Genomic DNA, 19,418 nt, shown 5'->3' with positions numbered 1-19,418 from the left:
CGCCAGTTTTACTGGCGGGGCGGTTGTCAAATGGCGAGCGACGTCACACTGTCTATACTTACATGGCTATGAAAGAGGTAAAGGCGTTTACCTCTCGTAAACCGTAAGGAGGAAAAGGGTGGCTGACATGTTAACCGCACCGCCTGTACTGCCCGGACACTATGCTTTCTTTTTCGATCTCGACGGCACGCTCGCCGGGATAAAACCGCACCCTGACCAGGTGTCTATTCCGGATGCGGTGTTACAGGATTTGCATCAGCTCTCGCTCATGAACGAGGGAGCACTGGCATTGATATCAGGGCGCTCAATGGCCGAGCTGGATACGCTCGCCAGTCCTTACCACTTTCCGCTGGCCGGTGTACACGGAGCGGAGCGCCGCGACATCCATGATCACACGCATATCGTTTCACTCCCTGACGCACTCACGCAAACGCTCCAGAAGCAGCTTTCTGCTGCGCTGGAAGCGCTGCCTGGCACCGAGCTGGAAGCCAAAGGCATGGCCTTTGCCCTGCATTATCGTCAGGCGCCGCAGCATGAGGAGGCCGTACTGGCGCTGGCTCAAACGGTTGCGGATGCCCATCCACAGCTGGCGTTGCAGCCCGGCAAATGCGTCGTGGAGTTAAAACCGAAAGGCATTAATAAAGGCGCGGCCATCGCCGCGTTTATGGCGTCGCCGCCTTTCAAAGGGCGAACGCCCGTTTTCATTGGGGATGACCTGACCGACGAGGCCGGGTTTCGCGTGGTGAATCAGGCCGGAGGGATCGCCGTCAAGGTGGGGCCTGGTGACACCGTTGCCGAATGGCGGCTGGCGGATGTCGCCAGCGTCTGGCAGTGGATATCTGACATCGCTAACCAGCAACAACAACAAATAGCGCAAAGCAAAGGGGGAAACCATTATGGGTCGCTTAGTCGTCGTCTCTAACCGAATCGCACCGCCGGATGATAAAAAAGCCAGCGCGGGTGGCCTGGCGGTAGGGGTGTTAGGTGCCTTAAAAGCCGCTGGCGGGCTGTGGTTTGGCTGGAGTGGAGAAATTAGTGAAGAGGAGAAACCGCTCAACAAGGTGACGCGCGGAAACATTACGTGGGCTTCATTTGCATTGAAAGAGAAAGACTATGACGAGTATTACTCGCAGTTCTCAAATGCCGTCCTGTGGCCTGCGTTCCACTATCGTCTTGACCTGGTCAAATTCCAGCGTGAATCCTTCGAAGGCTACTCGCGCGTAAATGCGCTGCTGGCGGATAAACTGCTGCCATTAATAGAGGAAGACGATATTTTATGGATCCACGATTATCACCTGTTGCCCTTCGCGAGAGAGCTGCGAAAGAGGGGGGTGAATAATCGGATTGGCTTCTTCCTGCACATTCCTTTCCCGACGCCGGAAATTTTTACCGCGCTGCCGCCGCATGAAGAGCTGCTGGAGGCGCTGTGTGATTACGATTTGCTGGGCTTCCAGACCGAAAATGACCGCCTCGCGTTCCTTGACTCCGTGTCTGGCAAAGCGCGTCTGGTAACCAAAGGCGGGAAAACCCATACGGCGTGGGGGAAAACCTTCCACACTGAGGTCTATCCAATAGGGATTGAACCTGACGAAATCGCGGAGCAGGCTTCCGGCCCGCTGCCGCCGAAGCTGGCGCAGCTTAAGAATGAACTCAAGCACGTGAAAAATATCTTCTCGGTTGAGCGTCTTGATTATTCCAAAGGGCTGCCGGAACGCTTCCTGGCGTATGAAACGCTGCTGGATAAATACCCGCAGCATCACGGGAAAATTCGCTATACCCAGATTGCGCCGACGTCGCGCGGTGAGGTTCAGGCCTATCAGGATATTCGTCATCAGCTGGAGACAGAAGCAGGGCGCATTAATGGCCGCTACGGCCAGCTGGGCTGGACGCCGCTGTTTTACCTGAATCAACACTTTGACCGTAAGATCCTGATGAAGGTCTTCCGCTATGCGGACGTTGGGCTGGTCACGCCGCTGCGTGACGGGATGAACCTGGTGGCGAAAGAGTATGTGGCGGCCCAGGATCCTGCCGACCCGGGTGTTCTGGTGCTTTCCCAGTTTGCCGGAGCCGCAAATGAGCTCACGTCGGCGCTCATCGTTAACCCTTATGACAGGGATGACGTGGCGAACGCGCTGAATCGTGCCCTGACAATGCCGCTCACGGAACGTATTTCCCGCCATGCTGACATGATGGAGACAATCCGAAAGAACGATATTAACCACTGGCAGGCGCGTTTTATTCAGGATCTCCGGGATATCGCTCCGCAAAGCCATGAAGGCGATCTGCAAAAAAAGATCGCGACCTTCCCTAAACTCGCCTGATTTACTGCTGGGGGGCTAATGCCCCCCAAGCGGCACTAACAGCACATCCACCTGGCTCGACGCGACAATAGATTTCGCCGCGCAGGCTGCCCGCGATAAAAAGCTGTGGTTATGGTTCCCGCAAATCACTAAATCTATATTTTGTCTGCGACACATATCGAGAATATGGGCGTTAAGTTCCCCGGTCGCAATAACAGTTTCATAAACAGGATATTGTGCCTTTTCCACTAATTCGCGCAGAAATTGCTGCGTTTCTTCCTGCAGAACCTCGCGAATATCCTCCAGCATGGGTGCGGCCAGCTGATTATACATCTCTGGCTCAGCGGCGAGCGTGATGAGGCTGATGCGGGCATTGTGGGGTCTGGCAATGGAAACTGCCCGGGCGACAAGCTGATGGCTTTCGGGGGAAACCGCAACGGATACAAGAAGATGGGAGTAACTCATGGCGCACTCCTTAGATGTCTGAAAGACAGCGTTTAACCACCTTTACCGCGAAATCTCCGGTTCCGCAAGAGCAGATTACGACATTAGTGTGAAGCTTATCATAATTATTCATTAATTATTCTTATAAGAAGAATAACTGAAAAATGCGCCTAAATGAAAAAAATTAACAACTTAACGTAAATCACACAAATTCACGCCTGGACTGTTAAATCGTTTTGACCCGTTACAAACTCATTTCGAATGATCACGTCCTGAAACATCTTTTTTGTGCTACCTGCATAACTATATGTTTTTTCACGGTAAGAAAAATGTTTCCAGGAGAGGGGCCTGATGTAAATGTTTCCGCGCGGCGCTTACGGCATGAAAAGCACGTTGCATGCCAGTTTGGATCACCCTTCTGCATGAGTATTCGTCAATTAAGAATACAAAACAGTACTGATTGGCTAAATTTTGAACAAATTACAAGTCATACTGATGGATTTATGGGTCATATTCACTTAAATTGTGTGACGTGGATCACATTTTTTTTAAATTTGAGGGTGGCTGGATTGTATGTGTCAAAACTGACGAGTAGAGTTTGCGTCGAATTAGGAAAAATCTTAGTTATTTGTAAGAAATGATAAATCATGTAAGAGACGCATTCGCGGTTTCTCTCTTACGGTTTCAGTGAATACAAACCTAAATTCAACTATGCATTTAGCCTTTTCTTTTTTATACCGGGTGATTTCCCGGCGACATCACGGGGTGCGGTCTTTCCGCATAAAAATAATAGTTGGTTATTCGGGATGGGAACAATGCATACATCCGAGTTGCTAAAACATATCTATGACATCAATTTGTCGTATTTACTGCTCGCGCAGCGTTTGATTAGTCAGGACAAGGCGTCCGCGATGTTTCGTCTGGGTATTAACGAAGAAATGGCAACCATGCTGGGCGGCTTAACCCTCCCGCAGATGGTTAAACTGGCTGAAACGAATCAACTGGTTTGCCAGTTCCGTTTCGATGATTCACAGACAATAACGCGTCTGACGCAGGAATCCCGTGTGGACGATCTTCAACAGATCCATACCGGTATTCTTCTTTCCACTCGCTTGCTTAACGAAATCAGCCAGCCTGATGACGTAGCCCGTAAGAAAAGGGCCTAGCAATGAGCGAGAAAAGCATTGTTCAGGAAGCGCGTGACATACAGTTGGCCATGGAGCTGATTACACTGGGTGCTCGTTTACAAATGCTGGAAAGCGAGACTCAGCTGAGCCGTGGTCGTCTCATCAAACTGTACAAAGAGTTACGTGGTAGTCCCCCGCCGAAAGGCATGCTGCCGTTTTCTACCGACTGGTTTATGACGTGGGAGCAGAATATTCATGCTTCCATGTTCTGTAATGCCTGGCAGTATCTTCTCAAAACCGGTTTGTGTAGCGGCGTTGACGCCGTGATCAAAGCGTACAAACTTTACCTTGAACAATGCCCACAGCAGGAAGAAGGCCCTCTGCTGGCGCTGACCCGCGCATGGACGCTGGTGCGTTTTGTTGAGAGCGGAATGCTTGAACTGTCGCGCTGCAACTGCTGCGACGGCAATTTTATTACCCATGCTCATCAACCTGCAGGCAGCTTCGCCTGTAGTTTATGTCAGCCTCCATCCCGCGCAGTAAAAAGACGTAAACTTTCCCGGGATGCTGCCGATATTATTCCACAACTGCTGGATGAACAGATCGAACAAGCTGTTTAACCCGAACGTGTGGGAAAGATTCCAGCAGCGGTAAGCAATTACCGCTGCTTTTTTTTACCCCGCAAACGGTAAACGCTGCGAGCTGGACGTCCTTGCCATAGTCACTAGCGGAAGGATGATGTCGTGCTTATCTTATTAGGTTACCTGGTAGTTCTCGGTACAGTTTTCGGCGGTTACATGATGACCGGCGGGCACCTTGGAGCACTCTATCAACCGGCTGAACTTATTATCATCGGCGGTGCAGGGGTAGGGGCTTTTATCGTTGGTAACAACGGTAAATCGATCAAGGGCACGCTGAAAGCGATTCCGTTGCTGTTCCGTCGCTCGAAATACACCAAAAGCATGTATATGGATCTGCTGGCACTGCTCTATCGCCTGATGGCGAAGTCGCGTCAGCAGGGCATGTTCTCGCTTGAACGGGATATTGAAAACCCGAAAGAGAGCGAAATTTTTGCCAGCTATCCGCGAATTCTTGCTGATGCCATGATGCTGGATTTCATCGTCGACTATCTGCGACTCATCATCAGCGGCAACATGAACACCTTCGAAATCGAAGCGCTGATGGACGAAGAGATCGAAACCCACGAAAGCGAATCTGAAGTGCCGGCCAACAGCCTGGCGCTGGTCGGCGACTCGCTTCCGGCATTCGGTATCGTTGCCGCGGTAATGGGCGTGGTTCACGCCCTGGCCTCGGCAGACCGTCCGGCAGCCGAGCTGGGCGCGCTGATTGCCCACGCGATGGTGGGGACTTTCCTCGGTATTTTGCTGGCGTACGGCTTCATCTCTCCGCTGGCGAGCGTTCTGCGCCAGAAGAGCGCGGAAACCACCAAAATGATGCAGTGCGTGAAGATCACGCTGCTCTCTAACCTCAACGGTTACGCGCCACCGATCGCGGTTGAGTTTGGCCGTAAAACGCTTTACTCCAGCGAGCGTCCGTCGTTTATCGAGCTTGAAGAACACGTGCGTGCGGTGAAAAATCCAAACCAACAGACGACAACTGAGGACGCATGAAAAACCAGTCCCATCCGATCGTCATCGTAAAAAAACGCAAGCACAAGGGCGGCGGGCATGGCGCACACGGCTCGTGGAAAATTGCGTACGCCGACTTTATGACCGCAATGATGGCGTTCTTTCTGGTGATGTGGCTGATCTCCATCTCCAGCCCAAAAGAACTGATCCAGATTGCCGAATATTTCCGAACGCCGCTGGCAACGGCGGTGTCCGGTGGGCCGCGTATCTCTAACAGCGAAAGCCCGATCCCGGGCGGCGGCGATGATTACACCCAGCAGAAGGGTGAGGTGAAAAAAGAGCCGAACATCGACGAGCTGAAAAGAAAGATGGAGCAGGCGCGTCTGAAGAAACTGCGGGGCGATCTCGATCAGCTTATTGAAGCGGATCCGAAGCTGCGCGCGCTGCGCCCGCATCTGAAGATCGACCTGGTGCAGGAAGGGCTGCGTATTCAGATTATCGACAGCCAGAACCGCCCAATGTTTAAAACCGGGAGTGCGGAAGTCGAACCGTACATGCGCGATATTCTGCGTGCCATTGCACCGGTGCTGAACGGCATTCCTAACCGAATCAGCCTGTCAGGACACACGGATGATTTCCCGTATGCCAGTGGGGAAAAGGGATACAGCAACTGGGAGCTTTCTGCCGATCGTGCCAACGCCTCGCGTCGCGAGCTGGTGGTAGGTGGGCTTGATGATGGCAAGGTACTGCGCGTAGTCGGCATGGCCGCAACCATGCGCGTTTCCGACCGCGGGCCGGATGATGCCATCAACCGTCGTATCAGTCTTTTAGTGCTGAACCAGCAGGCGGAGCAGGCCATCCTGCATGAAAACGCCGAAAGTCAGAATGAGTCACTGGACGATTTAAAACAGCCTGGGGCCGTTCCTTCGGCTGCCGTTCCAACATCGCCACCAGCCAATCCGAGGTGATAGCGTGAGCATGGATATTAGCGATTTTTACCAGACATTCTTTGATGAAGCCGACGAATTGTTGGCCGATATGGAGCAACACTTGCTCGATTTGGTGCCCGAAGCACCGGACTCCGAGCAGCTCAATGCCATCTTCCGTGCGGCGCACTCTATTAAAGGCGGAGCCGGAACGTTTGGATTTACCATCCTGCAGGAAACGACCCATTTAATGGAAAACCTGCTTGATGAAGCACGACGCGGTGAGATGCAGCTCAATACCGACATTATCAACCTGTTTTTGGAAACCAAAGATATTATGCAGGAACAGCTCGACGCCTATAAAAGTTCGGCAGAGCCTGATGCCGCCAGCTTTGAATACATCTGCAATGCGCTGCGCCAGCTCGCCCTGGAAGCAAAAGGTGAGGTCGCTGCAGCCGTTGTCCCTGCGGCGAAACTGAGCGTTGTCGATGCGGTTGCTGCCGACGAGGCCGCGCCAGCCGCTCCACAAGCGGGCAAACTTCGCGTTGTGCTGTCACGTCTCAAAGAGAATGAAGTTAACCTGCTGGAAGAAGAGCTGGGTAACCTGGCGAAGTTAAGCAACGTGGTAAAAGGCAAAGACAGCCTTGCCGCGACGCTTGATGACGGTATTGGCCAGGACGATATCGTGGCGGTACTGTGCTTTGTGATTGAAGCTGACCAGATCGCCTTCGAAACCGAAACGCCCGCGGTTGACGCCCCTGCCGCTGCGGAAGAGGTGGCCGCTGTCGCTCAGGCCGCCGCACCGGCTGTGGCTCCTGCGGCTCCGGCGCTGAAGGCAGTGCCAAAAGAGGCCGCGGCACCTGGCCGCGGTGAGAAACCTGCCGCGCGCTCCAGCGAGTCAACCAGCATCCGCGTTGCGGTTGAGAAGGTCGACCAGCTGATTAACCTGGTGGGCGAACTGGTGATCACCCAGTCGATGCTGGCTCAGCGTTCTAACGAACTGGACCCGGTTACCCACGGCGATCTGATCACCAGCATGGGTCAGCTGCAGCGTAACGCCCGCGACCTGCAGGAATCGGTCATGTCCATCCGTATGATGCCGATGGAATATGTCTTCAGCCGCTTCCCGCGTCTGGTTCGCGACCTTGCCAGCAAGCTGAATAAACAGATTGAACTGACCCTGATGGGCAGCTCAACCGAACTGGATAAGAGCCTGATCGAGCGCATTATCGACCCGTTAACGCACCTGGTGCGTAACAGCCTCGACCACGGTATTGAACTGCCGGAAAACCGCATCGCCGCCGGAAAATCGCCGGTCGGCAACCTGATCCTCTCTGCGGAACACCAGGGCGGGAATATCTGCATCGAAGTGACCGATGATGGCGCGGGTCTTAACCGCGAGCGCATCCTGGCAAAAGCGATTTCGCAGGGGATGGCGGTCAATGAAAACATGACCGATGAAGAAGTGGGCATGCTGATCTTCGCGCCGGGCTTCTCTACCGCGGAGCAGGTGACCGACGTGTCCGGACGCGGTGTGGGCATGGACGTGGTGAAACGTAACATCCAGGAGATGGGCGGCCACGTTGAGATCCAGTCTAAACAGGGTTCCGGCACCACCATTCGCATCCTGCTGCCGCTGACGCTGGCGATCCTCGACGGCATGTCAGTCAAAGTGGCGGACGAAGTCTTTATCCTGCCGCTGAACGCCGTAATGGAATCCCTGCAGCCGCGTGAAGAAGATCTGCATCCTCTGGCGGGCGGCGAGCGCGTCCTCGAAGTGCGCGGCGAATACCTGCCGCTGGTTGAGCTGTGGAAAGTGTTCGAAGTGGACGGGGCGAAGACAGAGGCCACGCAGGGCATCGTTGTGATCCTGCAAAGCGCGGGCCGCCGCTACGCGCTTCTGGTCGATCAGCTGATTGGTCAGCACCAGGTGGTAGTGAAGAACCTCGAAAGCAACTACCGCAAAGTGCCGGGTATTTCTGCCGCCACCATTCTGGGTGATGGTAGCGTGGCGCTGATCGTCGATGTGTCGGCGCTTCAGGGATTAAATCGTGAACAACGTGTGGCGTACACAGCCGCCTGATTAAGTAGAAGGTAATAACATGACCGGTATGAGTAATGTAACGAAACTGGCGGGCGAGCCATCAGGGCAGGAATTCCTGGTATTCACTTTAGGCGATGAGGAGTACGGCATCGATATCCTGAAAGTGCAGGAAATCCGTGGTTACGACCAGGTTACCCGCATCGCTAACACGCCTGCTTTTATTAAAGGTGTCACCAACCTGCGTGGCGTCATTGTGCCAATCGTGGACCTGCGCGTGAAGTTCAGCCAGGGCGACGTTGACTACGACGACAACACCGTGGTGATCGTTCTGAATCTGGGGCAGCGCGTGGTAGGTATCGTGGTGGACGGCGTATCTGATGTGCTTTCCCTGACCTCTGACCAAATTCGTCCTGCGCCGGAGTTTGCGGTCACGCTGTCGACCGAATACCTGACCGGCCTGGGCGCGCTCGGCGAGCGTATGCTGATTCTGGTGAACATTGAGAAGCTGCTGAACAGCGATGAGATGGCGCTGCTGGATATCGCCGCGAGTCACGTAGCGTAGGTAAATGCAAAACGGCAACCCAGGTTGCCGTTTTTTGTGTTTACTCCCTCTGCCTGTGGGAGAGGGCAGGGGTGAGGGAATCAGGCCTCACCCTTTTTTTCACCTTACGCTTCCTGCTTTACCAGCTCGGCTTCAGCTTCCGCTTCCCGCGCGCCTTCATTCTGTGACAGCATCGCGGTCGCAATACCATTCCCCAGCACGTTAATTGCGGAACGGCCCATGTCCAGGAAGTGGTCGATCCCCATCAGCAGCAGAATACCCGCCACCGGAATATTAAAGCTCGGAATGGTTGCTGCCAGCACCACCAGTGAAGAACGCGGTACGCCGGCAATCCCTTTCGACGCCAGCATCAGGGTCAGCATCAGCACCGTCACTTCAGAGAAGCTCAGGTGAATGTTGTACGCCTGAGCGATAAACATCGAGGCGAATGAGCAGTACACCATCGAACCCACCAGGTTGAAGGAGTAGCCAATCGGCAGAACGAAAGAGGCGATGTTGCGCGAGCAGCCAAAGCGCTCCAGCTGCTCCAGCGTTTTCGGGTAGGCGGCTTCAGAGCTGCTGGTGGTAAACGCCACCAGGACCGGATCTTTCAGCATGCTGACCAGGCGAAACACCTCTTTTTTCAGCACCATGTAACCCACGGCCAGCAGCACCATGCAGGTAAGAAGAATGGCAACATAGTAGCCGCCAATAAAGGAGGCGTAGTTCAGCAGAATGCCCAGACCCTGCGTGGCAATGACGGATGAAATCGCCGCGAAAATGGCCAGCGGAGCAACGTACATCACGTAACCCGTTACCTTCAGCATAATGTGGGAAACCACATCCAGCGCGGCCACCAGCGGCGCGTTGAATTTCTGCCCCAGCGACGCGCCGCCGATGCCGAAGAACATTGAGAACACCACAATCTGCAGGATCTCATTGTTCGACATCGCCCCCGCGATACTGGTCGGAATGGTGTGCGACAGGAACGCTTTCAGCGTCATGCCGCCCACGGCCAGGCCGGTATCCACCGCTTCTGTCGGAACCGTCAGGTTCAGACCGCTTCCCGGATGCTCCAGCGTGACGATAAACAGGCCAACCAGGATAGAGAGCACGGATGAGCTGATAAACCACACCATCGCTTTGCCGCCAACGCGGCCAATGGTGGAGGTTTCGCCCAGCTTCATAATGCCGACGGTGAGCGTGCTGAAGACCAACGGTGCAATGACCATTTTGATCAGGCGGAGGAAAATATCGGTCAGAAGGGTAATATTATCCGACCAGGCTTTGATGGCATCCGCAGATGCATACTCATGAATTGCTGCCCCTGAAAGAATACCCGCCAGCATGAATATCACGATGAAGAGTGTGAGTTTGTTTGCACTTGCCACGAAAAAAGATCCTCTATGCGCTTCAGATGTGGCCCGCGTCGATACATATAAATTTTTTATTACGATGCGGGAAATTATTCGGCACATAAATTGACGCAAAGTGTAGGGGGATACAACTCCTTTTTAATTTTTATTAATTTTGTTGTTAATGCGCCGACGATATATTGTGATCGCTGTCACACTTTAATGGATATATTCTCCCCGGATAGAATGAAATTGTTGCCTGAATTAATTTAACTTGCTGTTATTTATAATAAAGTTGAGTCAATAAGACATATGCCTTATGCGTTAAGGGTCGGGTGGTCGAAGCGATATCCGTAAACTAAATTCTCAATAACCCCCTCAGAGGAACGTTAAGCGGGGCTAACATCTTGAACGACAAAAATAAAATGTGGCAAGGGAACGGAGACGTCTTCTGGAGGGGGGTAAATGAAAAGAAAACTTCTTTTGATCTGCGCAGGCACCTTACTGGCTGCGACAACGGCCCATCAGGCGCTGGCCGTCACCAGCAGCGGCACTATTGGTGCAACGCTGACGCTGACAAACGGGTGTCTGATAAACGGCTCGCCCGCGCAGAGTGGTATTAACTTCGGTACGCTCGATTTCGGTACCCATCCGGCAACCTTTTCCACGCTTACGACGCAGCTGAGCGGCGCCAGCGGCGGAAACACCTTCACCATTCAATGTACGACCGCCAGCTATACGGTCGCGATCACCGGTAATACCCACTCCACCGCGCCCGGCTCCGTTGTCGGTTCGCCGGGCACGCCTGAACGCTATCTGGTGAATACGGCCAACGCGGCACAGGGCGTGGCTTACAGCCTGTACAGCGACAGCGGGTTTAACACCGTGATTGCCAATAACGCCGCGCTGCCGATCGCGTCTACGGCCGGAGGGGTGGACAGTTACACCCTCTACGGACGGATTACCGGCGGCGGTAACAGCGTGACGGTCGTTCCGGGAACCTACACCGACACGATTAACGTCAGCGTCACCTACTAGTCCCAAACCGCCATGAAGGCATCTCTCACAGGTCTGCGCAAACGCGCAGAGGGACGCGTGCAGCCTTTTTTCGCGCTGATCGTCGGATTGCTGTTTATTCCCGCGGCGGATGCGGTGACATCCCAGTCGTTTAAGGTCAGCGCGACGATTGTCCCGGGATGCGCGGTGGCTACCGGTAGCGGAGGGCTTCTCGGTACGCTGGATTTTGGCAGCCATAACGGCGTCGAGAGCGCGCCGGTGAGCACCAGCTTTGTGCCGAACGGGGCGTTGTCCATCGCCTGTACGCCAGGCGTGGCGCTGAGCATGAGCATTAATGGCGGTCAAAATTATTCATCCGTTCGCCGCATGAAGCGCGCGAACGGCGTCGATATGGTGCCATACCGGCTTTACAGCAGCAGCTCGCTGGCCGCAAACAGCGAAATTGGCGTCAACCAGGCGATAGCGGTGACCTATACCAACAGCAATAACATCGCGCTGCCGCTTTTTGGCGTGGCGCTACTGACCGGGTTTAGCCCGGCGGGAACCTATTCCGATCAGCTCACCGTGACCTTGTCATGGTAATAAAGGGAGAGTGTTGATGAAGCCATTTTTCAGACCGGTTTGTCTGGCGGGCGCGTTGGGAATGGCGGTTGCTGGCCAGGCGCAGGCGGCGGCCACCATCCTGCTCTGGCCCATCGATCCCTGGCTTGCTGCAGACGCCAACGCCACGGAACTGTGGATCCAGAACCAGGGAAATAGTGCCACGACGATGCAGGTCCGCATCGTGCGCTGGAAGCAGGAGGACGGACACGAGCGCTATACCGCGCAGCAGGACGTGGTCGCCAGCCCGCCCATCGTCACGATTGGCACAGGCAGCAAGCAGCTTATTCGCCTTATCAAACAGGCTTCGGTTCCCGCTGGGGTCGAACAGGCCTATCGCATTATCGTCGATGAAATTCCCCAGCCAGATGCCAAAGCCGAACCCGCCATCGGCCTGAAATTGCAGATGCGTTACTCCATCCCTCTGTTCGTATATGGACAGGGGATCCCGACCATCAAAGAGGGCGCGCATCACGCGCTGGCGGAGACCCAAAACCTGAGCTGGCGGGTGACGCAGGCGGAGGGGAAGCCTGCGCTGGAGGTCAAAAATCGGGGTGATGTTCACGTCAGGCTGAGCCAGGTGGCGCTGGAGCAGGGCGGTCAGAAACGCACGGTGGCGGAGGGATTGCTGGGTTACGTCCTGCCGGGCAGCACCCGCAGCTGGCCTATACCCGCTGGCATTCGTCAGCCAGAGCGGATGAGCGCGCAGATTAATGCCAGGGACGAACAATGGCAGTCGACGCCCGTCAACTGAAGCCGGCGATGATGATACTGCTATGCGTCAGTTCAGCGACCCTGGCCGGGCCCGGCGACGACAGTTTACCGCCGCCTCCCCAGGCACAGGCGATAAATGATGAAGCGGTTTTCCAGCTGGCCATCGTGGTCAATCACTACGATACCGGCCTGGTCGTGCCCGTGACGCAGCGTAAAGGCGCTTTCTTTATCTCCAGCGCCGATTTGCTGCGCGCGGGGCTGCCCCCGGCGCACGTTCCCACCGGCGAGGTAAATCTCTCCTCGCTTGCTCAGGTTCGGGTGGAGTACGACAGCGCCGCGCAGCGCCTGCTGCTTAACGTTCCCCGCGACTGGGTGACGGCCCGCGTGACGCCTTTCAGCGCGCAAGCGGCGCAGGCCAAACCGCACTACGGGCGCGGGGCGCTGCTGAATTACGATCTCTACACCAACCACACGGAACATATCGGCGGACAGGCGTCGATCTGGCATGAGTTCCGCTACTTCAACGAAAACGGCTCGTTTTCCTCGACCGGTTACGCGCGGGAAAATTTCACCGGTAACGACGGACAGCAGGAAGGGTATGTCCGCTATGACACGACCCTGCTGTTCACCAACGAAGATGACGCGATGAGCTGGAGCGCCGGGGACGTGATCAGCGATGCCCTGAGCTGGAGCTCCAGCGTGCGGATGGGGGGGATAAGCGTCGGGCGGGATTTCTCCCTGCGTCCTGACCTGGTGACATGGCCGCTGCCCGAGTTCGCGGGGGAAGCCGCGGTACCCACTTCGGTCGATCTTTTTATCAACGGCTATCGCTCCGGCTCAACCCAGCTTCAGCCGGGCCCCTTCACCCTGACTAATCTGCCCTATATCAACGGCGCCGGGGATGCGGTGCTGGTCACAACGGATGCGCTGGGGCGCCAGGTAAGCACCACGCTACCGTTTTACGTCACCAGCGACCTGCTCAAACAAGGGCTGAGCGACGGCGCCGTGACGCTCGGCAGCCTGCGGCGTAATTACGGCATCAAGAATTTTGACTACGGTCCGGCAGCCGGCAGCGGCTCGTATCGCTACGGGATGACGGACTGGCTAACCCTCGAGGGCCACGCGGAAGGGGCGCAGGAGCTGGCGCTGGGCGGCGCGGGGACGGTGATAAAACTCGGCCAGTTTGGCGTGGTGAATACCTCTTACTCGCAAAGCCGCATGCGCGATGATGCGGGCGGGCAAATCAACTGGGGTTACCAGTACAGTACCAGCGAGTTTAGCGTCGCCACCCAGCACACGCGTCGCGACCGCGGCTTTGGCAATCTGGCCCTTTACGATCAGCCGACGGTATATGACGAAAACGATAAGCCCATCGCCAGCTTTAGCCGTAATACGGACCAGTATTCGCTGACCTTCAATCTGGGACGGTACGGCAACATCGGTGCGGCCTGGATCGGCGTGGAGAGTTTTGACAGCCAAAAAACCGAGCTGCTCAATCTCTCCTGGAGCCGAAACCTGTGGGGAGCGAGCAGCATTTACCTGGCCGGCAGCCGGGATCGGCAGCGGGGAGACTGGACGGTCGCGCTGTCGCTGCAGGTGCCGCTGGGGGCGCGCGACAGCGCTGCCGTTACCGTTGAAAACACCCCGGATGCAGGCAGTACCCAGCGCATTAACTACAACCACTCCATGCCTTCTGACGGTGGGTTCAGCTGGAACATGGCCTGGGCCAACCAGTCAAGATCCAGTGATTATCAACAGGGTACGCTGGGCTGGCGCAATAACAACATCGAGCTGCAGGGCGGCGGCTATGGCGAAAGGGATACCATGACCTGGTGGGGCGAGGCGATGGGCGCCGTTGTGCTGATGGACGGCGAGCTGTTCGCGGCGAATAAGATCAACGATGCGTTTGTGGTCATCAGTACCGATGGGCACCCGGACGTGCCCGTCAGCTATGAGAACCAGCCCGTCGGTAAAACCAATAACAACGGCTACCTCCTGGTCAGCGGGGTGTCGGCGTATTACCCGGCAAGCTACCGGATTGATACTTTGAATCTGCCGGCGGATACCCGTCTGAAAGAGACCGAGCGGCGGATCGCGATTCGGCGCCACAGCGGCTATCTGGTCGATTTCCCGATGGAGCAGGAACGGGTGGCCAGCGTTATTCTGCATGACGTGCGCGGGAAGGCGTTGCCGGTGGGAAGCCAGGTTCGACGCGCCTCGCGCAGCAATGCGGTGGTGGGGTATGACGGCATCGCCTGGCTGGAAAATCTCAGCGATGTGAACCCGCTGGAGGTGATCGCACCTGACGGGAGGCGCTATAAGACTACCCTGACCGTGGGGGCCAATCCGGAGCACAAGCTGAAAACCTACGGGCCGCTGGTTTGCCGGGAGGAGCCATGACGCGCCTGCTGCTATTCATCCTGCTGCTGTTCTCCGGCGGCGGCTGGGCGGCGTGTACCGTCAGTACGGTTAATGCGTCGTTTGGCAGCGTCACCTCGTTCGCGCTTAGCGGAACCGGAGAAGTTCAAACCACCGGCACGCTGGTGGTGGCCTGCGATGCCGTACTGAATCTGCTGACCAGCGACTCGGTAACGCTGACCTACACCGCGGCATCGGTTTCGGGCAGCAGCCGGGCCACGATGAAACGCACGGATAATGCGGCCATCACCGACGTGATCCCCACCCGGCTGTGCGGGTTATCGGGATGCGCGAGCAGCAGCGAGGTACAGATAAGTAAATCGTATACCTGGAGCGGGAGTACCTTGCTGGGGTTGCTGGGGTCAAAGCAGTACAACATTCCGCTCTATTTCCGCACCGTCGCCGGGCAAAACGTCACTGCCGGGCCATATCAGGTGCAGTTAACCTTCAGCATTAACTACAGCGTCTGCTCCGTCGGCGCGCTTGGCATATGCACAATCAATCAGACGGGAACCGCGACAACCACCATCCTGCTGGATATGACCGTCACCAACGACTGCAGCGCCATGACCACGCCAGATGTGAACTTCAACAGCGCGCCGCTGGTGCAAAGTTTCCCCACCGTCTCGCAGGCGATTGCCGTCACCTGTACCAAAGGAAGTTCGTATACCATCGGCATTAATAACGGTGCCAACGCGCTGAACAACGTGCGGCGGATGGTGAGCGGCAGCAACGCCATGAGCTACGACATCTATAAGGAAGCCACCGGTAACCGCTGGGGCGGCAGCGGCAGCGAGCGCTGGTCAAGCGCGGTATCGTCCCAGGTCAGTACCGACGGTTTACTGCGCACCTACAACTACACCGCGAAAGTCCTGACCAATCAGACCACGCCGCCCGCCGGAACCTACACCGACACGCTGATTGTCGACGTGGCGTTTTAACCCCGCGCTTTTCCCTTTCGCAAATGTAAAGTTCCTGTGGGCTGTGCCGATAACACCGTTAATAAATCTATGAGAAGGTGTTGTATGTTGAACCGTATCCGCGTTGTCACAATGCTCATGATGGTGCTGGTCATTTTCGCACTTCTTCAGCTCATCTCCGGCGGGCTTTTTTTCTCGTCATTAAAACAGAACCAGGACAGCTTCGCGGCCTCGAACGATCTCCGCCTGCAGCAGAGTGAACTCACGTCGACGTGGGATCTGATGCTGCAAACGCGCATCAACCTGAGCCGCTCGTCCGCGCGCATGATGATGGACCCCAACAATCAGCAGAGCAGCGCGAAAACCGATCTGTTGAAAAATGCCCGTGCCACCCTCGCTGACGCCGCGAAACATTACGACGCCTTCAAAAAGATCGCCCCGCAGCCTGCTATGGAGCAGGTGAGCCAGAATATCGATGAAAAATACAATGCCTACCATACCGGCCTGACAGAGCTGATTCAGTTCCTGGAGAGCGGCAATATGGACGCCTATTTCGCGCAGCCAACGCAGGGGATGCAAAACGCACTCGGCGCGGCGCTGGGGGAATACGCGAAGGTCAGTGGCGATCTCTATCACTCGGCCTTTACGGCAAGCCAGAATGACTACCGCTTTGCAAAATGGCAGATGGCCGTGATGGCGCTGGCGCTGGTCATTGTGCTGGTCGCGGTCTGGTACGGCATTCGCCATATCCTGCTGAACCCTCTCGGCCGCGTCATTGCCCACATTCGCGAAATTGCCGGCGGTGACCTGACCAAAACGCTGACCGTTTCCGGGCGCAATGAGATCACCGAGCTGGCAAACAGCGTTGACCATATGCAGCGTTCGTTAATCGAAACCGTCGCGAACGTGCGCAACGGGTCGGAGGCTATCTATACCGGCACCAGTGAAATTGCGATGGGGAATAACGATCTCTCATCCCGTACCGAGCAGCAGGCGTCCGCCCTGGAAGAGACGGCCGCCAGCATGGAGCAGCTCACCGCGACCGTGAAGCAGAACGCCGATAACGCCCGCCAGGCGTCGCAGCTGGCGGAAAGCGCCTCCGAGACGGCACAGCGCGGCGGCCGCGTGGTGGATGGCGTGGTGAAAACCATGCACGAAATCGCCGACAGCTCGAAGAAAATCGCCGACATCATCAGCGTTATCGACGGCATTGCCTTCCAGACCAACATTCTGGCGCTGAACGCCGCCGTGGAAGCGGCGCGCGCGGGTGAACAGGGGCGCGGGTTTGCCGTGGTGGCCGGGGAAGTACGCAACCTGGCCAGCCGCAGCGCCAACGCGGCCAAAGAGATCAAGTCTCTGATTGAAGATTCCGTCTCCCGCGTGGATACCGGCTCCGTGCTGGTGGAAAGCGCCGGGGAGACCATGAATGACATCGTGAATGCCGTCACCCGCGTGACGGACATCATGGGTGAAATCGCCTCTGCGTCCGATGAGCAGAGTCGTGGTATCGACCAGGTTGCCCTGGCGGTATCGGAAATGGATCGCGTGACACAGCAAAACGCCGCGCTGGTGCAGGAGTCCGCTGCTGCGGCCGCTGCTCTGGAAGACCAGGCGAGCCGTCTGAAGATGGCCGTCTCGGCGTTTCGTCTCGCTTCACTCGCTGGAAACACGGTCACCCCGCAGGCGACGTATCGCGCGCCAGCCGTTGAATCGGCTGTAAACCGTACGCGCACCGCGACGACCGGACAAGATGAAAACTGGGAAACATTTTGACTGACAATTAAACCGCGGCTGCTTGCCGCTTGATGGGAGCGTGGATGTTAAATCGTATTCGTATCTCGACCACACTGTTTTTGATTCTGATCCTTTGCGGTGTGTTGCAGGTTGGCAGTAACGGGTTGTCTTTTTGGGCGTTTCGCGATGGCTATCAGAATTTGCAGGAAGTTGAGGCGAGTAATCAGCAGCGCTCCGCACTGGCACAAACGCGTGCCGTGCTGTTGCAGGCAAGCACTGCGCTGAACAAGGCGGGAACCTTAACCGCGCTGAGTTATCCGCCGGATGACATTAAAGCGCTGATGGCGACCGCGCGCGACAGCCTGAAGCAGGCTGACGCACAGTTTAAAGCCTTTACGGCGCAGGCCGCCGACAGCGAGAAAGAGAAAGCGCTGAAGGCCGCCATGAAGACGAACTTTGAGCAGTGGTACAGCGATCTGGACCACCAGGCGACGTGGCTTGAGAACAACCAGCTTTCGGACTTTATGACCGCACCGGTTCAGGCGTCTCAGGCGGCGTTTGACGGCAGCTTTAACGCGTGGCAGCAGGATATTAACCAGTCTGTTCAGCGTGCCGGTGACCAGAGCCGTCAAAGCTATCACATGTCGGGCGTCATCTTTGCCGTGGTGGTGATCCTGGCAGGGCTGCTAACCGGCGGGGCGCTGCTCTGGTCGCGCAGAATGATTGTGCAGCCGCTGGCGATTATCAGCAGCCACTTCGACAGCATTGCGAAAGGGGACCTGGCGCGTCCGGTCGCGGTGTTCGGCAAAAACGAAATTTCGGCGATCTTTGCGAGCCTGAAGGCGATGCAGGGATCGCTGCGGGAAACGGTGAGCGACGTGCGGCAGGGCAGCTATGCCATGCACACCGGGATCTCTGAGATTGCGGCGGGGAACAACGATCTCTCGTCCCGCACCGAGCAGCAGGCGGCCTCGCTGGCGCAGACGGCGGCCAGCATGGAGCAGTTAACCGCGACGGTAGGCCAGAACGCCGATAACGCGCGTCAGGCGTCTGACCTGTCAAAACAGGCGGCGATGACGGCGAAGAAAGGCGGCGACCAGGCGTCCCATGTCGCCAGCACCATGCAGGAGATTGCCACCAGCTCGCAGAAAATTGGTGACATCATCAGCGTGATTGACGGTATCGCGTTCCAGACCAACATTCTGGCGCTGAATGCCGCCGTGGAAGCGGCGCGCGCCGGTGAGCAAGGGCGTGGATTTGCGGTGGTGGCGGGGGAAGTGCGTAACCTGGCGAGCCGCAGCGCCAACGCGGCGAAAGAAATTAAGGTGCTGATCGAAGAGTCGGTTTCGCGCGTTCAGCAGGGCTCAACGCTGGTGGATACGGCGGCGAAAACCATGCACGAGATCGTCACCTCCGTGACGCGGGTGAACGACATCATGGGCGAGATTGCCTCTGCGTCGGACGAACAGCGCCGCGGGATTGAGCAGGTTGCCCAGGCCGTCAGCCAGATGGATCAGGTCACGCAACAGAACGCCTCGTTAGTTGAGGAGGCGGCAGCGGCAACCGATCAGCTGGCAAGCCAGGCGGATCGTCTGACCGGACTGGTCGCGGTATTTAATGTGAAAGAGCACGTTGAAGCAGTAACAGAAGTCGGGCGGTCGCAGGCCGTGCCAGTTGTATCCTGAATGT

17 protein-coding genes are annotated in these 19,418 nt (G+C 56.4%); 15 read left to right on the top strand and 2 right to left on the bottom strand.

The features are described from left to right. Nucleotides 1–118: 118 nt before the first annotated feature. Nucleotides 119–922: a trehalose-phosphatase gene (otsB, locus tag HB664_RS16870; protein ID WP_033145880.1), complete on the top strand. Its 804-nt coding sequence runs from the start codon at nucleotides 119–121 to the stop codon at nucleotides 920–922. Continuing rightward, nucleotides 897–2,321: an alpha,alpha-trehalose-phosphate synthase gene (gene otsA / locus HB664_RS16865; RefSeq protein ID WP_058841409.1), complete on the top strand. Its 1,425-nt coding sequence runs from the start codon at nucleotides 897–899 to the stop codon at nucleotides 2,319–2,321. The genes otsB and otsA overlap by 26 nt, the downstream gene beginning before the upstream one ends. Nucleotides 2,322–2,336: 15 nt before the next feature. Here the strand turns inward: otsA and uspC are convergent, their stop codons facing one another. Next, the gene (uspC, locus tag HB664_RS16860) at nucleotides 2,337–2,765 is read right to left on the bottom strand and encodes a universal stress protein UspC (RefSeq protein ID WP_033145878.1); all 429 of its coding nucleotides are present in this window, start codon (nucleotides 2,763–2,765) and stop codon (nucleotides 2,337–2,339) included. 794 nt (nucleotides 2,766–3,559) lie between these two features. Here uspC and flhD point away from each other — a divergent pair. From flhD to cheW, 6 genes are all read left to right on the top strand, one after another. After that, complete coding sequence (gene flhD, locus HB664_RS16855) at nucleotides 3,560–3,910, top strand: flagellar transcriptional regulator FlhD (protein WP_008500415.1); 351 nt, start codon at nucleotides 3,560–3,562, stop codon at nucleotides 3,908–3,910. Between the two features lie 2 nt (nucleotides 3,911–3,912). Then, entirely contained in the window at nucleotides 3,913–4,491 is a 579-nt protein-coding gene (flhC, locus tag HB664_RS16850) for a flagellar transcriptional regulator FlhC (protein ID WP_013096051.1), read from the top strand. 123 nt (nucleotides 4,492–4,614) lie between these two features. After that, nucleotides 4,615–5,502: a flagellar motor stator protein MotA gene (motA, locus tag HB664_RS16845; RefSeq protein ID WP_008500417.1), complete on the top strand. Its 888-nt coding sequence runs from the start codon at nucleotides 4,615–4,617 to the stop codon at nucleotides 5,500–5,502. After that, nucleotides 5,499–6,428, top strand: coding sequence for a flagellar motor protein MotB (motB, locus tag HB664_RS16840; protein ID WP_219939866.1), 930 nt, complete (start codon nucleotides 5,499–5,501; stop codon nucleotides 6,426–6,428). The genes motA and motB overlap by 4 nt, the downstream gene beginning before the upstream one ends. A gap of 4 nt (nucleotides 6,429–6,432) precedes the next feature. Beyond that, nucleotides 6,433–8,469, top strand: coding sequence for a chemotaxis protein CheA (gene cheA, locus HB664_RS16835; protein WP_219939865.1), 2,037 nt, complete (start codon nucleotides 6,433–6,435; stop codon nucleotides 8,467–8,469). 19 nt (nucleotides 8,470–8,488) lie between these two features. Continuing rightward, the gene (gene cheW, locus HB664_RS16830) at nucleotides 8,489–8,992 is read left to right on the top strand and encodes a chemotaxis protein CheW (RefSeq protein ID WP_023312262.1); all 504 of its coding nucleotides are present in this window, start codon (nucleotides 8,489–8,491) and stop codon (nucleotides 8,990–8,992) included. Nucleotides 8,993–9,096: 104 nt separating this feature from the next. Here cheW and HB664_RS16825 read toward each other — a convergent pair whose 3' ends face one another. Then, a complete protein-coding gene (locus HB664_RS16825) occupies nucleotides 9,097–10,362 on the bottom strand; it encodes a dicarboxylate/amino acid:cation symporter (RefSeq protein ID WP_033145875.1) in 1,266 nt (421 codons plus the stop codon). Nucleotides 10,363–10,791: 429 nt separating this feature from the next. Between HB664_RS16825 and HB664_RS16820 the strand changes: the two genes are divergently transcribed. The 7 genes from HB664_RS16820 (at nucleotide 10,792) to tap (ending at nucleotide 19,414) form a co-directional block, all read left to right on the top strand. Continuing rightward, nucleotides 10,792–11,364 (top strand): spore coat protein U domain-containing protein, encoded by a 573-nt coding sequence (locus tag HB664_RS16820; protein WP_023312260.1) that lies wholly within the window; start codon nucleotides 10,792–10,794, stop codon nucleotides 11,362–11,364. A gap of 12 nt (nucleotides 11,365–11,376) precedes the next feature. Continuing rightward, on the top strand, nucleotides 11,377–11,925 hold the full coding sequence (locus HB664_RS16815; protein ID WP_219939864.1) for a spore coat U domain-containing protein: 549 nt from the start codon (nucleotides 11,377–11,379) through the stop codon (nucleotides 11,923–11,925). A 16-nt stretch (nucleotides 11,926–11,941) separates the two neighbouring features. Beyond that, nucleotides 11,942–12,697, top strand: coding sequence for a molecular chaperone (locus HB664_RS16810; RefSeq protein ID WP_196354241.1), 756 nt, complete (start codon nucleotides 11,942–11,944; stop codon nucleotides 12,695–12,697). Next, nucleotides 12,673–15,057 carry a fimbria/pilus outer membrane usher protein gene (locus tag HB664_RS16805; protein WP_219939863.1) on the top strand — a complete coding sequence of 795 codons (2,385 nt, stop codon included), beginning with the start codon at nucleotides 12,673–12,675 and terminating at the stop codon, nucleotides 15,055–15,057. Before HB664_RS16810 ends, HB664_RS16805 begins: the two co-directional genes overlap by 25 nt. Beyond that, the gene (locus tag HB664_RS16800; RefSeq protein ID WP_094935639.1) at nucleotides 15,054–16,016 is read left to right on the top strand and encodes a spore coat U domain-containing protein; all 963 of its coding nucleotides are present in this window, start codon (nucleotides 15,054–15,056) and stop codon (nucleotides 16,014–16,016) included. Before HB664_RS16805 ends, HB664_RS16800 begins: the two co-directional genes overlap by 4 nt. A gap of 84 nt (nucleotides 16,017–16,100) precedes the next feature. Continuing rightward, the gene (tar, locus tag HB664_RS16795; RefSeq protein ID WP_048977656.1) at nucleotides 16,101–17,768 is read left to right on the top strand and encodes a methyl-accepting chemotaxis protein II; all 1,668 of its coding nucleotides are present in this window, start codon (nucleotides 16,101–16,103) and stop codon (nucleotides 17,766–17,768) included. Nucleotides 17,769–17,812: 44 nt separating this feature from the next. Beyond that, nucleotides 17,813–19,414 (top strand): methyl-accepting chemotaxis protein IV, encoded by a 1,602-nt coding sequence (gene tap / locus HB664_RS16790; protein WP_023312254.1) that lies wholly within the window; start codon nucleotides 17,813–17,815, stop codon nucleotides 19,412–19,414. The last annotated feature ends 4 nt before the right edge of the window (nucleotides 19,415–19,418 follow it).

Source organism: Enterobacter sp. DNB-S2, assembly GCF_019443845.1.
Lineage (GTDB): Bacteria > Pseudomonadota > Gammaproteobacteria > Enterobacterales > Enterobacteriaceae > Enterobacter > Enterobacter asburiae_B.
This window is presented reverse-complemented; position numbering and strand designations above follow the sequence as displayed.